The organism is Variovorax sp. M-6, assembly GCF_052114385.1.
In the GTDB taxonomy this organism is placed as follows: domain Bacteria; phylum Pseudomonadota; class Gammaproteobacteria; order Burkholderiales; family Burkholderiaceae_C; genus Variovorax.
Genome location: NZ_JBFREQ010000041.1, coordinates 13184 through 26615 on the forward strand (window position 1 = coordinate 13184; position 13432 = coordinate 26615).

The following is a 13432-nucleotide window of genomic DNA, read 5'->3' on the forward strand; positions in this document are numbered from 1 at the left end:
ACGATGGCCCTCACCAAGCAGCCCCGTAGCCACTGCGCACCAGGCGTCCCGGAAGTGAACGGCCGAGAATGGACTCCGCCAGCCTCGTGCAGTCGCACAGGGCTTCCAGGTCGATGCCGGTCTCGATGCCCATTTCCTCGCACATGAAGGCCAGGTCTTCGGTGCAGACGTTGCCCGGCGCGTCTTTGGCGCCGGCAAAGGGACAGCCGCCGAGGCCGCCACACGAGGCATCGAAGTGCGACACGCCAAGCTTCAATCCGGCCAGGGCGTTCGCGAGGCCCATTCCCCGCGTGTCGTGAAGGTGCAAGGCAAACTCCTGCCCGGGCCAACGCGATCGCGCTTCGCCCAACAAGGCCTCCACCTGTGCCGGGTTCGCCACACCGACCGTGTCGCAGAAGTAGAGGAGCCGAGGCGCCGCTCCGTGCTCGGCGCAAACATCGAGCAACGCCGATGCGGCGACCACGGCCCTTGCCGGCGTGACCTTGCCTTCGTAGTGGCAACCAAACGCCGCGAAGACATAGGCGACATCCACGGGAAGGCCCGCATCCCGGTATGCCTGCACCATGCGACCCTGGCGTTGCGTGAGTTCCGCGGAGCCGCATCCATTGTTCTTGACCGAGAACGTGGTGGAGGCGCTCGTGATCACGGACGTGCGGGCGTCGAGGCCGCTCTGCATGGACCGCTCGAAGCCCTGTCGATTGAGCCACAAGCCGGTATACCGAACGCCCGGCCTGCGCTCGATGCCCGCGGACAGTTCCTGCGCGTCCGCCATCTGGGGCACGCGCTCGGGATTGACGAAAGAAGTGCACTGAATGTCGCGCAGCCCCGTGCCTGCGAGTGCGTGGATCAACCGAAGCTTGTCTTTCGTCGGGAAGACGCGGGCTTCACTCTGGAAGCCCTCACGCGGCCCCTCTTCGTGGATGGTGACGAAGCGTGGCAAGTCGGCCATTGGCGTCTCCGATCCTAGGAGCGGAAGTCCGCGAAGGCACTCACGGGCTCCCGCTCGGACACCAGCGAGTTCTCGACCTTGGCGTAGTCCGGATAGCCGAGGCTCAGACCGGAAACCACCATCTCGTCTTCTGACAGCACCAGGTTCTCGCGCACCACCTGGTGCAGTGGAGCGAACGCCGCCTGGATGCAGGTCCCGAGTCCGCGTGCCTGCGCCGCCACGGCGATGTTCTGAAGAAAGCAGCCGTAGTCGATCCAGGAACCAAGGTGCAGTCGACGGCTGATGCTGAAGATCATCCCGACAGGCGCATCGAAGAAGGTCAGGTTGCGGCCATGCTGATGCCGCATGCCCCGCTTGTTCTCTCGCGTCAGTCCCAACAGTCTGTAGAGCGTCACGCCCAGTGCCTTTCGCCGCTCGCTGTAAGGTGCCGGCCATTCACTCGGGTAGTAGGCTTGCTCATGACGGTGCTTGGTCGATGCTTCAGGATCGTCATGCGCCGCCAACAAGTCACGCGAAAGGCGGTCCTTGGCGGCGCCAGTCAGGACATAGACCTTCCAGGGCTGGATGTTCGTTCCCGAGGGCGCCCTGCTGGCGACCCTCAGGATGTCCTTGACCGTTTCTGGAGACACGGGCGTCGACAGGAAGGCCCGAATCGAGCGGCGTTGTTCGATGGCGCTGTCCACGCAGGCGACGGAGTCGATGGTCGGGGTGGCAGGGTCCCGTCGGTTCATGGCGTACTCGACGAGGTCACTCTGCCTGGATGTGTGCCGCCGTGGCAATCGTCTTGTACTTCTCGAGCTCGCTCAGATGGAAGGCCGCCATCTGCCTGTCGTCATAGGGAAGCAGAAAAGCTCCTTGCTCGTCCGAAAACTTCCTGGTGGCGGGGTCGGCCAGGATCTTCATCATGGTGGCGGTGAGCTTTTGCGCGATCGCCGGCGGCGTGTCGGCTCGCACCGCCATGGACACCCACGCGGAGCGGCCATAGGACGGCAGGCCGGCTTCCTTGAGCGTCGGGGTGTTGGGCATCAGGGGATGCCGCACGTCACCAGTCACCGCAAGAGCACGCAGCTGCCCGCCCTGGATCAACTGCGCCACCGCAACCGCATCGATCATCGCGAAGTCGATCTGGCCTCCGATCAGGTCGGTGGTCACTTGAGGCGCGCCCTTGTAGTTCACCAGGGTCGTCTGGATGCCCGCCGCCTGGTTCAGCCACTCCGTGGAGAGGCGATAGGCCGCCGCATACGACCCGTAGTTGAGTTTCTTCGGTTGCTGCTTGGCAGCGGCGACCAGGTCGCCGAGATTCTTGTGCGGCGAGTTTGCCGGCACGACCACGACCGCCATGCCCTCGAAGATGCCGGCGATCCAGCGGAAGTCCTTCAGCGGGTCGTATGGCATCGACTTGAAGAGTACGGTGTTCTGCGCCATCGGCGAACTGCCGGCAATGAAGATGGTGTGGCCGTCCGGCGGTGCCTGAAGCACGGCTGTCGCGCCAATGAACCCGTTGCCGCCCGCCTTGTTGTCGACGGTCACCGGTTGCCGAGCAAATTGGTCATGCGGGCGGCGAAGTAGCGCGCGTAGGTGTCCGAGGAGTTGCCGGCCGGTCCCGGCACGACCAGCCGGATGGGCTTCGACGGAAAGCTCTCTTGTGCATGGCTGGTGGCTGCCAGCAAGGGCAGAAGAACTGCAAGGGCGAGGAAGGATCTGCGCATGTTTGTCTCTCTTTGGATTCGTGGGTAGAAAAATCGGCGCGCTACCAGGCCAGGCGGGCGTTGTCTGCGCCAAGGCGCGGGGCTTCTGCCTGAAGCCGCGGTCGCTGACCGTTGATGGACAGCGGCAGCCCGGTGAGCACCATCGCCGTGTCGCCGACATGCTGCATCAGTCCGAGCGACTTCACCTGGGGGTGTTGCAGCGCCTGCGCTACCGCGTGGATTTCACAGCATGGCACGCCTGCTTCGCGGAACGTTTCCAGCCACTCATTGCGCGGCTTGGCGGCCAAGACCTGACCGAGCTCGGCGAGCAGCGCCTCCTTGTTGGCCAGCCGTTCCCGATTGGTGCGATACCTCGCATCGGCGATCCATAGATCGCGGTCCACTGCGCCCGCCAGACGTGCGAAGAGGCGATCGTTGCCGCAGCAGATCAGGATGGGATCATCCTTGGTGGGAAATGCCTCATAGGGGCACAACATGGGGTGACCGGATCGGTGCCTCGGCGGGAGCGATCCCTCGTTGGTCAGACCGTCTGCCTTCTGCGCGTTCCAAGCGAGCGCAGTTTCGAGCAGCGAAAGGCTGACGATCCCGCCGCGGCCGGTGCGGGCGCGCTGAGAAAGAAGCGCCAGTGCGCCGATCACGGCCCACATCCCCGTCCCCTGGTCGCATACCGAAGCGCCCAGCCGGGTCGGAGGGTCGTCCGGCCCGCCGTTGGTACTGGACAGTCCGCTGAACGCCTGGACCAGCGGCTCGAAGCCGGGATCCATCCGCATCGGCCCGACATGCCCGAATGCGGAGATCTGGCAGTAGATGAGTTGCGGATGCTGTGCGCACAGCGTCTCCCCGTCAATGCCGAAACCCTCGGAAACGCCGGGGCGCAAGTTGTTGATGAGGATGTCTGCGTTTTGAGCCAGACCGTGAAAGACGGCAAGCTCCGCCGGCTCCGCCAGATTCAGCGCCATCGAACGCTTGCCGCGGTTGAAGACATGAAATGCGAGCGCGTCATCGTTCAGGAACGCGGGCCCCATGCGACGGGCGTCGTCCCCTCCCTCGGGACGTTCGATCTTGATGACGTCTGCCCCCAGGTCCGCCAGAACGGCACCCGCGTAGGGCCCAGCCAGCATCTGGCCGAGTTCGAGGACCTTCACGCCCGACAAGATCAATGGGTTCAAGCTTTGTCTCCTTGGTGGACGTCACTGTAGGCACCTTGATCCATCCAAACAAATACAATGAACTGATTGGATTCATACCTTTAAGTGATCAATCGGGACCTTCATGCGGCGGCCGCCTTCCATCAAGCAGCTCGAGGCTTTCCTGGTCATTGAGGCGCTGCGCAACGTCACGAGCGCGGCCGCACGCCTCCATGTGTCGCAGCCTGCACTGAGCCGCACGCTGCGTCTCATGGAAGAGGACCTCGAAACGCCCCTTTTCAAACGCAGCACTCGCGTGGTGGAACTGACCGCCGCAGGCACCGCCCTGCTGCCTGTCGCGAAGCGGCTGGTCGGGGAGTACTACGAGTCCTTTGGCGACCTTGGCAACGTGCTGGACGGACAGGCAGGGCGGGTCGTCCTGGCCGGCCTTCCTTCGGTGGTTGTCGCGTTGATGCCGGGAGCTCTGCGCGGCCTTGCAGCCATTGCGCCCCACGTGGAGGTGAAGGTGCTCGGATTGCCGGAACAGCAGGTCCTGGCGGCGGTGCGCGACGGGACCGCCGACTTCGCCGTCGTCACGCAACCTGCTGCCGCGGAGTGGTTCCGCTTCGAGAAGATCCTGGTCGATGAATACGTCCTCCTCTGCCGCCGGGACGATCCACTGGCCAGGAAGAAGGTCCTGCCGTGGACGACCCTCGCAAGCAGACCCTTCATAGGGTTCACGCACGCCAGCAGCGTCAGACCGACCCTGGACCGCGCGTTCATCCAGATGGGCCTCACCGTGAACGTGAAGTACGAGGTCGACCATCTCTCCCTCATCGGAGCGATGGTCGCTGCCGGCTTGGGCTTGAGCGTCCTTCCCCGGCTTGCGCTTGCCCTGATCGACTGCGCCGAACTGGCGAGCATCGCCTTGCAGGGTCGGGTGGTGGAGCGGGTGATCGGCTCCCTGCAGCGTGTCGACACAGCTTTGTCGCCTGCAGCGGCGAAGCTAAGGGAAGCCCTGTTCGAGGAAGTGCACTCGACACAGGGCCGGGAGTGAAGCGACCTGGCCCTCAGAAGCCAATGGAGGCGCGGCGGACCAGCAGGGCAGCCAGCACCATCATGGTGAGACCGACGAGCCCGTCCAGTATCCGCCAGGCCCGCGGACGCGCAAACCAGGGCGCGAGCCAGCGCGCGCCATAGCCCAGGAGCCCGAACCAGAACACGCTGGCCGTGCTGGCGCCAGCGACGAACCAGCCACGCAGCGCCCCGGGCTGCTGGGCGCCGATGCTGCCCACCAGGAGCACGGTGTCCAGGTAGACATGCGGGTTGAGGAGCGTGAAGGCTGCGGCCTGCGCCACGGCCGCACCCCGGCGGAGGGCCGCTCCCCCTTCCGCTGCCTGCAGCGGATGCGGATGGCGCGCACGGCGCAGTGCCTGGACGCCATAGACCGCCAGGAAGGCGGAGCCGGCCAGCGCAAGCGCGCGTGCCAGACCGGGACGGTCGCCCAGGGCCTGCGCCATGCCCATGACACCCGCGGCGATCAGCGCCCCGTCGGCCACCGCACAGAACAACACGATGGTGCCCACGTGCTCGCGGCGCAGCCCCTGGCGCAGCACGAAAGCGTTCTGGGCACCGATGGCCACGATGAGCCCCAGGCTCAGGGCCAGGCCCTGGATGAAGACCGGAAACGCGAGCGAAGCGGAGTCTGGAAAAGTCAGCACCGGCCAAGCTTGCCAGCGCGAATCAATGAAAACAAACTATCTTTGCTAACGCAACTTTAGCAAGACTAACTTTATGCTGGACTATTCGGCGCTGGCTGCATTGGCCGCAGTCGTGCGAGAGGGAAGCTTCGAGCGCGCGGCGCGCAGCCTTCATGTGACGCCCTCGGCCATCTCGCAGCGCATTCGGATGCTGGAAGAGCGGGTCGGTTGCGCCCTGGTGGTGCGGGAGCAGCCTTGTCGCGCCACGGATGCCGGCCGACGCCTGTGCCAGCACGTCGACCGTGTCCGCCTGCTGGAGCAGGACCTGGAGGGCGCCGTCCCGGCGCTTGCGCCGGTGGGGATTGCCCGCGTGCCTCTGCCCGTCGCGGTGAATGCCGACAGCCTGGCCACGTGGTTCGCCCCCGCTGTCGCCGCCTTTGCGGCCGAGGCGCCGGTGCTGATGGAAATAGCGGTCGACGACCAGGATCACACCACCGAGTGGCTGCGCAGCGGTGCGGTACTGGCCGCGGTGACCGGCACCCCCCGGCCCGCCGCCGGCTGCAACAGCCAGCCGCTGGGTTCCATGCGCTACCTGGCCGCCGCCAGCCCCGCTTTCATGGCTCGCCATTTCGTCGGCGGCGTCGGGGCCGGCAGCCTGGCCCGCGCGCCCAGCCTGGTGTTCAACGCCAAGGACGAGTTGCAGGCGAAATGGGCGCGCCGCCTGTGCCATCGCCACGTGGAGCTACCCCGGCACACCCTTCCCTCCTCCCAGGCTTTCGTGACCGCGACCGTGGCCGGAATGGGTTGGGGCCTGCACCCTCAGGCGTTGATCGACCCGTACCTTACGGACGGCTCGCTCGTTGAACTGGTGCCACACGCGCCGCTGGACGTGCCGCTCTACTGGCAGCAGGCGCGCGCCGCATCCGCCCTGCTCGACGAATTGACTCGACAGCTCATGGCCGCCGCCCGGCGGGCATTGTTGCCGCCATGACCTGACCAATCGCCGCGCGTGACCGCGGCCAATCCGGCCAGTTTCAGCCGCAGCTGCGAACCGAAGACGGCCCGGATCGGACTGGTGTGGCGAATGGAGCTTCGCTGCGCATCGGCATCGCGGGCTCAGTTGAGGCGAGCCTCTTTCAATTGCTGGAGCTTGGCCTGCTCCTCGAGCAGCTTGCTCTTTCGGCGCGCCACTTTCTTTGCATTGCCGTCGCGTTCCGCCTCCTTCAGATCGCGCTCTCGCGCCGCGACCGCTTCTTCCTGGCGTTGAATACGCCGCTGCTGCTCGGCCTGCAGCTTCGCGTCGCTGCAATGGGCGTCGACCTCCGACAGCGCATGCTCCAACCCTCGAACGCGCTGCTTTTGGCCCTTGGCCCTTGCTTCGTCCAGGTTGCGACTGATTTCCTCGCGCTTGGCCTGGCAAGTTCCTCCAGCTGCTGGCTCCGGAGCGGCCCAAGCGGGAGACGAGACAAGTACTGCGGCCAAAAGAAAGCTCTGCGTCTTCATGGATGCTCCATGTGGAGTGTTGCTGCCGAAGTAGATCGCTGTGACCCCAACTACCAGCGGGCCCCGAAACTGCGCCGCAGCTCGTTGATCTCGGCCTCGCCCAGCACATCAGGCGGATCCGCGCCCCCGTTCGCGAGCAGCCAGAGCCTGGCCGTTTCCTCCAGCTCTTCGAGCACCGCCATCGCCGCGGCCGGCGTGTCCTGCCAGACGTTGGGCCCCAGGCGCTCGAGCATCACCGCTCGGATCGGCGTGCCGGCGGCGCCATAGCGCTCGATGGCCTGCGCCACCAGTGCCGCCGCCTCGGGCGCGCCCGGGCGGTGGTAGCGGATCACCGGCACATGGCCGACCTTCATCACGAAGTACGGCGTCAGGGCCGGCAGCAATTCGTCGCCGGTCTGGCGCAGCGTGAGCGCCACGCAGTGCGTGCTGTGGGTGTGGATCACGCAGCGCGTGCCGGCATCGAAGCCGCTCGCCGCCCCGTAGATGCGCGCATGCAGCGCGATGGTCTTGCTGGCGCGGTCGCCGTGGATCTGGCGCAGGCCGCTGTCGAGCCGCGCCAGCCTGGCCGGATCGAGGAAGCCGAGACAGGCATCGGTGGGCGTGATCAGGAAGCCGTCGTCGAGCCGCACGCTGATGTTGCCCGCGGTGGCGTGCACGTAGCCGCGCTCGAACAGGCTGCGGCCGATGCGGCAGATCTCCTCGCGGGCGCGATGCTCGTGCGTCACAGAAGCTCGAAGGCCTTGGTGAAGAAATCGTCGCTGCCGAAGTTGCCGGACTTGAGCGCAATGTGCAGCCCCGCGCCGCCGGCCGCCTCGCTGGCCGCATGGCACCAGGGCACGCCAGGGTCGATCTGGGCGCCGATCTGCAGCTGCGCGATGCCCAGCGCCTGCACGCAGGCACCGGAGGTCTCGCCGCCCGCGACCACCAGCTGGCGCACGCCGCGCGCCACCAGCCCGCGCGCGATCGCGGCGATCGCGCGCTCGACCATCGCACCCGCCTCCTCCACGCCCAGGCGGCCCTGCACCGCCTTCACGGCGGACGGGTCGGCAGTGGAATAGACCAGTACCGGGCCGCCGTCCAGCAGCGGCTCGGCCCAGGCCAGCGCCTGCCCGACGACGTCGATGCCGGCCGCAAGCTGCAGCGGATCGACCGCCAGCGCCGGCCGGCCCGATGCGATGAACGCCGCCACCTGGCGGTTGGTGGCCAGCGAGCAGCTGCCCGACACCACCGCCCGGTGACCGGTCGGCGCCGGCAGCGCGCTCGCGGTCGACGAGGGAGCGATGCCGAAATTCGCCGGCAGGCCGATCGCGACGCCCGAACCGGCGGTCACCAGCGGCAGGTCGGCCAGCGCGGGGCCCAGGCGCAGCAGGTCGTCGTTGGACACCGCGTCGACGATCGCGATGCCCACGCCTTCGCTGCGCAGCTGCGCGATGCGCGCGCGGATCGCCTCGGCGCCCTGCGCCACCGCGACGTGGTCGATCAGGCCGACCTTGCGTCGGCACTGTGCCTGCAGCACCCGCACCAGGTTGGCATCGGTCATCGGCGTGAGCGGATGGTTCTGCATGCCGCTCTCGTTGAGCAGCACCTCGCCCGCGAACAGGTAGCCCTTGAACACGGTGCGCTTGTTGTCGGGGAAGGCCGGCGTGGCGATCGTGAAGTCGCAGTGCAGCGCGTCCATCAGCGCCTCGGTCACGGGGCCGATGTTGCCTGCGGGCGTGCTGTCGAAGGTGGAGCAGTACTTGAAGTAGATCTGCCGCGCGCCCTGCGCCTGCAGCCAATGCAGCGCAGCCAGCGATTGCGCCACGGCCTCGGCCGGGGCGATGGTGCGCGACTTCAGCGCCACCACGACGGCGTCGACCTCGGCGCCGAGCGGGCCTTCCGGCACGCCGATGGTCTGGACCACGCGCAGGCCGGCGCGCACCAGGTTGTTGGCCAGATCGGTGGCGCCGGTGAAATCGTCGGCGATGCAACCGAGGAGGATCGGGTGGGCTGCGGGGGTAGGTCGGGTCACGGGCCTAGTTTACTGACAGACCCGGGGCGGGGCCGCCGCGGGAGAACGGCGACCCATGGACCTGCGCACCCTTGGCGCCTTCATCGCCGTTCTCGCGGCCGGCAGCGCTCAGTGCAGGAACCCGGTCGAGATCCAGGGGATCGCGGTGACGAAGACCAGCCCGATGAACAGCGCGATCATGTAGCCGATGATCGGCTTCATGCCTTCGTCGGGATGCACGCGGCTGATGGCGCAGGCGGCGTAGTAGCCGACCCCGAAAGGCGGCGCGAACAGGCCCAGCCCCATCGACAGCACCACGACCATCGCATAGTGGATCTCGTGGATGCCGAGCGTGTGCGCGATCGGGAACATCAGGGGCCCGAACAGCACGATCGCCGGAATGCCCTCGAGCAGGCTGCCCAGCACGATGAAAGCCAGCACGGACACGGCCAGGAAGGTCGCGGCGCCGCCGGGCAGATCGCCCATGAACCGGGCAAGTGCATTGGAGAAGCCGGACTGCGTCAACGCCCAGGCCATCGCGGTGGCGGCACCGATGATCAGCAGGATGGCGCCCGACAGCGACGCGGTGTCGACCAGCATGGGCCGCAGGCGGCTCCAGTCGAACTGGCGATAGACCAGCAGGCCCATGACGACCGCATAGGCGATGCCGATGGTCGAGACTTCGGTCGCGGTCGCCACGCCTTCGATGACCGCGGCGCGGATGACGAAAGGCAAGGCGATCGCTGGCAGGGCGGCAACCAGCGAGCGTCCGATCTCGCCACGGCTGGCCTTGGTCACGCCGGCCAGGCTCTCGCCGCGGTGGCGCCACCAGACGACGAAGCACAGGCCGATGCCCAGCACCACCGCCGGCATCAGGCCGCCGGTGAACAGCGCCGAGATCGACAGGCCGGTGACCGAGCCGACGGTGATCAGCACCAGGCTGGGCGGCACGGTTTCGGTCTGGGCGCCCGTGGCCGACAGCAGCGCAACGAGTTCGCCGCGCTTGGCGCCGCGCTTTTCCATCTCGGGAAAGAGCACCGGCGCGACCGCCGCCATGTCGGCGGCCTTCGAGCCGGAAATGCCGGACACCAGGTACATCGCCCCGACCAGCACATAGCTCAGGCCGCCGCGCACATGCCCCAGCAGGCTGGCCAGGAAGCGCACCATGGCGCGCGCCATGCCGGTCATCTCGATCAGCAGGCCGAGAAACACGAACAGCGGCACCGCGAGCAGGATCAGGTGCGACATGCCTTCGTCCATGCGGCTCACCACGACGGTCAGCGGCATGGTGGTCGTCAGCGCGAGGTAGCCGAAGGTCGCCAGGCCGAAGCAGAACGCGATCGGCACGCCGGCCAGCACGGTGGCCGCCACGATGACGACGAAGAACACCACCAGGTTGATGTTGCCGAGGCCCTTGAAGACCGGCTGCATCGCATACAGCAGGCCGCAGATCGCGGCCACCGCGACCAGTGCGCCGGCGACCAGGCGGAGGTTGCCGACCTGCACCAGGCGGATGAGCGCGGTGACGATCATCAGCACGATGCCGACCGGCAGCGCCGCGGCACGCCACGAGTTCGCGATCTCGAGCGCCGGCGTGGTGATGAAGGCTTCGTCGGCCGCGTACTCGTACGCCGGGACCATCAGCAGCGCCAGGAAAGCCAGCGCCGCGGCGATGGCGATCACGTCGAACATCGCGCGCTTGCTTTCGGAAGCCATGTTCACCAGCGCGGTCATTCGCATGTGCTCGCCGCGACGGAACGCGACCACCGCACCGAGCATGGCGAGCCAGAGGAACAGGATCGAGGCCAGCTCGTCCGACCACACCACCGGGTGGTGCAGCACGTAGCGGGACACGACGCCGGTCAGCAGGACCAGGACTTCCGCCAGCACCAGGAGCGCCGCCGGAATTTCGACCAGATGGCCGAGCCACCGGTCGGCCGCCGCCAGCGCGCCCCTGCCCGGCGCGCGGCCATGGCGTTGAGGGTTCTCCATATCGGTTGCCGCCTCCACGTCAGCTCAGGTTGCCGCTGTACTTTTCCAGCAGCGCCCAGGCTTCGGGGCCGAACTTCTGTTTCCAGTCGGCGTAGTAGCCGGCCGCCTTGAGCTTTTCGCGGAAGGGCGCGTTGTCCACCTCGTTGAACTTCATGCCCTTGGCGCTGAGGCTCTGGCGCAGCTGCGCATCCTGCTTGGCCATGTCCTCGCGCTGGTCGAGCGCCGAGCGGTCGAAGTGCTTGGTCACGATGGCCTGCAGCTCGGGCGACATGCGCTGGAACGAACGGCGGTTGCCCAGCACCCAGTAGCCGTCCCACATGTGGTTGGTCAGCGAACAGAACTGCTGCACTTCGTACAGGCGGTTGGTTTCCAGAATGACCAGCGGGTTTTCCTGGCCGTTGACGACCTTGGTCTGCAGCGAGGTGTACAACTCGGAGAAGTTGATCGCGGTCGGGCTGGCGCCGAAGCCCTTGAACAACGACACCCACATCGGGCTGGCCGGCACGCGGATCTTGAAGCCGTTGAAGTCTTCGGGCGTGCGGATCGGCACCGAGCTGCTCGTGACCTGGCGATAGCCGCTGGTCCAGATGCGCGGCATGGCGATCAGGCCGGCCTTTTCGACCTGCTTGCGCAAGTGGCTGCCCACCTCGCCGTCCATCGCCTTGAGCGCGGTGGCCGTGTCCTTGAACGCGAAGCCGACACCCGGCAGCGCGGTGGCGGCGACCAGCGGAGCGACGAGCTGCGTGGAGTACATGAAGTAGTCCAGGGCGCCGGAGCGCAGCTGGTTCAGCATGTCGGGGCCGCTGCCGAGCTGGTTGTTCGGGAAGAGCTTGATGTCGACGCGCCCGCCCGTTTCTTCCTTGATGCGCGCGCAGGCTTCCAGCGTGCGCACGTTGCAGGGGTGGCTGGCGGGCGTGTCGCTGGCGATCTTGAATTCGAATTCGGCGGCGAAGGCGAAGCGGGGCAGCAAGGCGGCGCTGGCAAGCGCTGCGGAGCCGGACAGGAGGTGGCGACGGTTGAGGGTGGTCATGAAATATCTCCGGATAGGGGCGCCGTTTCACGGTGCCGCGATGGGCGGACCGGGAAGGCGGGATTGGCGGGAAGAACGAGGGCGAATCGGGGGTCAGGCCTTGTCGGCCGCGGCATGCGCGCTGCCGAGAAAGTCCTCGTCGTCCAGCGCGAGCACCATCGCCGTCAGGGCGCCGATGTAGCTGTACTGGCGCATGCCCATGCACATGCCGGTGGCGGTGTGCGTGAAGCTCGACTGGATGCTGCCGCCGCCCAGCCCGCGTGCGCCGCCGGCAGCGGCCGAGATGTTGGCGAAGTGGACCTCGATCACCGGGCGACCGGTGTCTTCCAGCGCATGGCGCACGCCCTCGCCCACCGTCGTGAGGCCGGCCGGGTTGATGATGTAGCCGTCCACGCGCTCGGCCGAGCCGTGGATGAACTCCAGGATGTCGCCCTGGTGATTGGACGAGAAGGCCTCGACGTCGACGCCCAGCCGCGTGCCGAAGGCCGCGACGTAGGCCTTGAGTTCGTCCAGCGAGCCGATCTTGCCGTAGACCTTCTTGCTGCGTGCGCCAAGGTTGGACATGTTCGGGCCGTCGATGACCGCGATGCGATGGCGGCGGCTGGTGGCGCGCTCGATCTGAGCCGTTGAAGTGCTCATGCTTGTCTCCTTGTGTCGGGAATGTTCAGTTGAAGCGCAGGCCGGCGTCGACGTTGAGCGTCTGGCCCGTGATGTACTTGCTGGCGTCGGAAGCCAGGAACATGGTCGCGCCGATCATGTCGCTCACGTCGCCCTTGCGCTTGAGCGCCTGGGCCGAGAGGATGGCGTCCCACTGCTCCGGCTTGATGGTGTCGCGCGGCACTTCGGTCACGATGCCGTGCGGGCTGATGGCGTTGACGTTGATGCCGGCATCGCCGAGCTCGGTGGCCAGCGCGCGCGTCAGCGCGACCACGGCACCCTTGGATGCGACGTAGTGCGCATAGTTGGCGCGGCCGGTGACGACGACGCTCGACGAGATGTTGATGATCTTCCCGCTGCCCTGGGCGCGCATCGGCTTCGAGGCCGCCTGGGCGCAGAAGAACACGCCGCGGGCATTGACCGCCATCACGCGGTCCCATTCGTCGCCATCGATCTCCTCGAAAGGCTTCATCTTCAGCGTCGAGAAGATCGCGGCGTTGTTGATCAGCACATCGACGCGGCCGAAGGCGGCGATCGCGGCATCGACCATGGCTTGCGCGCTGGCCTTGTCGGCCACGTCGACGGTCACGGCAATGGCCTTGCCGCCGGCGGCGACGACTTCGCCGGCGACCTTGGCGGCCTGCTCGCCGTTGAGGTCGGCAACCACGACGGACGCGCCGGCCTTGGCGAACTCCTGCGCGTATGCGCGGCCGATGCCCTGGCCCGAACCGGTGATGACGACGACTTTGTCCTTGAAATCCATGACGATGCTCTT

15 protein-coding genes are annotated in these 13432 nt (G+C 67.0%); 2 read left to right on the top strand and 13 right to left on the bottom strand.

Annotated features, from left to right (window positions below; translation table 11 throughout):
* Positions 1-10: 10 nt before the first annotated feature.
* From AB4Z46_RS30835 to AB4Z46_RS30855, 5 genes are read right to left on the bottom strand one after another with little or no spacing between them, the layout of a single operon-like run.
* Positions 11-949, bottom strand: a complete 939-nt coding sequence (locus AB4Z46_RS30835) for a hydroxymethylglutaryl-CoA lyase (protein ID WP_442287370.1) — start codon at positions 947-949, stop codon at positions 11-13.
* A gap of 14 nt (positions 950-963) precedes the next feature.
* Positions 964-1680, bottom strand: a complete 717-nt coding sequence (locus tag AB4Z46_RS30840) for a nitroreductase (RefSeq protein WP_442287371.1) — start codon at positions 1678-1680, stop codon at positions 964-966.
* Between the two features lie 16 nt (positions 1681-1696).
* Positions 1697-2479 carry a tripartite tricarboxylate transporter substrate binding protein gene (locus AB4Z46_RS30845; protein WP_442287372.1) on the bottom strand — a complete coding sequence of 261 codons (783 nt, stop codon included), beginning with the start codon at positions 2477-2479 and terminating at the stop codon, positions 1697-1699.
* Complete coding sequence (locus AB4Z46_RS30850) at positions 2476-2658, bottom strand: hypothetical protein (protein ID WP_442287373.1); 183 nt, start codon at positions 2656-2658, stop codon at positions 2476-2478. The genes AB4Z46_RS30845 and AB4Z46_RS30850 overlap by 4 nt, the downstream gene beginning before the upstream one ends.
* 41 nt (positions 2659-2699) lie before the next feature.
* The gene (locus tag AB4Z46_RS30855) at positions 2700-3827 is read right to left on the bottom strand and encodes a CaiB/BaiF CoA transferase family protein (protein ID WP_442287374.1); all 1128 of its coding nucleotides are present in this window, start codon (positions 3825-3827) and stop codon (positions 2700-2702) included.
* Between the two features lie 103 nt (positions 3828-3930).
* On the opposite strand from AB4Z46_RS30855, the gene AB4Z46_RS30860 reads away from it, so the two are divergent.
* Complete coding sequence (locus AB4Z46_RS30860) at positions 3931-4842, top strand: LysR family transcriptional regulator (RefSeq protein ID WP_442287375.1); 912 nt, start codon at positions 3931-3933, stop codon at positions 4840-4842.
* A 13-nt stretch (positions 4843-4855) separates the two neighbouring features.
* On the opposite strand, the gene AB4Z46_RS30865 is transcribed toward AB4Z46_RS30860, so the two are convergent.
* A complete protein-coding gene (locus tag AB4Z46_RS30865; RefSeq protein ID WP_442287376.1) occupies positions 4856-5506 on the bottom strand; it encodes a LysE/ArgO family amino acid transporter in 651 nt (216 codons plus the stop codon).
* A gap of 73 nt (positions 5507-5579) precedes the next feature.
* On the opposite strand from AB4Z46_RS30865, the gene AB4Z46_RS30870 reads away from it, so the two are divergent.
* Positions 5580-6476, top strand: a complete 897-nt coding sequence (locus AB4Z46_RS30870) for a LysR family transcriptional regulator ArgP (RefSeq protein WP_442287377.1) — start codon at positions 5580-5582, stop codon at positions 6474-6476.
* 125 nt (positions 6477-6601) lie between these two features.
* On the opposite strand, the gene AB4Z46_RS30875 is transcribed toward AB4Z46_RS30870, so the two are convergent.
* The 7 genes from AB4Z46_RS30875 to AB4Z46_RS30905 all read right to left on the bottom strand — a co-directional run bounded on the left by AB4Z46_RS30875 (position 6602) and on the right by AB4Z46_RS30905 (position 13420).
* A complete protein-coding gene (locus AB4Z46_RS30875) occupies positions 6602-6988 on the bottom strand; it encodes a DUF1090 domain-containing protein (RefSeq protein ID WP_442287378.1) in 387 nt (128 codons plus the stop codon).
* A gap of 50 nt (positions 6989-7038) precedes the next feature.
* Complete coding sequence (locus tag AB4Z46_RS30880; protein ID WP_442287379.1) at positions 7039-7713, bottom strand: class II aldolase/adducin family protein; 675 nt, start codon at positions 7711-7713, stop codon at positions 7039-7041.
* Positions 7710-8999 (bottom strand): 3-oxo-tetronate kinase, encoded by a 1290-nt coding sequence (gene otnK / locus AB4Z46_RS30885; RefSeq protein ID WP_442287380.1) that lies wholly within the window; start codon positions 8997-8999, stop codon positions 7710-7712. Before otnK ends, AB4Z46_RS30880 begins: the two co-directional genes overlap by 4 nt.
* 108 nt (positions 9000-9107) lie before the next feature.
* Complete coding sequence (locus AB4Z46_RS30890; protein ID WP_442287381.1) at positions 9108-10970, bottom strand: TRAP transporter large permease; 1863 nt, start codon at positions 10968-10970, stop codon at positions 9108-9110.
* 19 nt (positions 10971-10989) lie between these two features.
* Positions 10990-12000, bottom strand: coding sequence for a TRAP transporter substrate-binding protein (locus tag AB4Z46_RS30895; RefSeq protein WP_442287382.1), 1011 nt, complete (start codon positions 11998-12000; stop codon positions 10990-10992).
* A gap of 93 nt (positions 12001-12093) precedes the next feature.
* Positions 12094-12639, bottom strand: coding sequence for a type II 3-dehydroquinate dehydratase (locus tag AB4Z46_RS30900; protein ID WP_442287383.1), 546 nt, complete (start codon positions 12637-12639; stop codon positions 12094-12096).
* Between the two features lie 25 nt (positions 12640-12664).
* Positions 12665-13420, bottom strand: a complete 756-nt coding sequence (locus AB4Z46_RS30905; protein ID WP_442287384.1) for an SDR family NAD(P)-dependent oxidoreductase — start codon at positions 13418-13420, stop codon at positions 12665-12667.
* Positions 13421-13432 lie beyond the last annotated feature (12 nt).

Excerpts from the sequence above, each read along its gene's own strand:
- AB4Z46_RS30890 (WP_442287381.1), bottom strand. The coding sequence starts at position 10,970 with ATGGAGAACCCTCAACGCCATGGCCGCGCGCCGGGCAGGGGCGCGCTG.
- AB4Z46_RS30835 (WP_442287370.1), bottom strand. The coding sequence starts at position 949 with ATGGCCGACTTGCCACGCTTCGTCACCATCCACGAAGAGGGGCCGCGT.
- AB4Z46_RS30850 (WP_442287373.1), bottom strand. The coding sequence starts at position 2,658 with ATGCGCAGATCCTTCCTCGCCCTTGCAGTTCTTCTGCCCTTGCTGGCA.
- AB4Z46_RS30905 (WP_442287384.1), bottom strand. The coding sequence starts at position 13,420 with ATGGATTTCAAGGACAAAGTCGTCGTCATCACCGGTTCGGGCCAGGGC.
- AB4Z46_RS30860 (WP_442287375.1), top strand. The coding sequence starts at position 3,931 with ATGCGGCGGCCGCCTTCCATCAAGCAGCTCGAGGCTTTCCTGGTCATT.
- AB4Z46_RS30895 (WP_442287382.1), bottom strand. The coding sequence starts at position 12,000 with ATGACCACCCTCAACCGTCGCCACCTCCTGTCCGGCTCCGCAGCGCTT.
- AB4Z46_RS30870 (WP_442287377.1), top strand. The coding sequence starts at position 5,580 with ATGCTGGACTATTCGGCGCTGGCTGCATTGGCCGCAGTCGTGCGAGAG.
- AB4Z46_RS30840 (WP_442287371.1), bottom strand. The coding sequence starts at position 1,680 with ATGAACCGACGGGACCCTGCCACCCCGACCATCGACTCCGTCGCCTGC.
- AB4Z46_RS30900 (WP_442287383.1), bottom strand. The coding sequence starts at position 12,639 with ATGAGCACTTCAACGGCTCAGATCGAGCGCGCCACCAGCCGCCGCCAT.
- AB4Z46_RS30875 (WP_442287378.1), bottom strand. The coding sequence starts at position 6,988 with ATGAAGACGCAGAGCTTTCTTTTGGCCGCAGTACTTGTCTCGTCTCCC.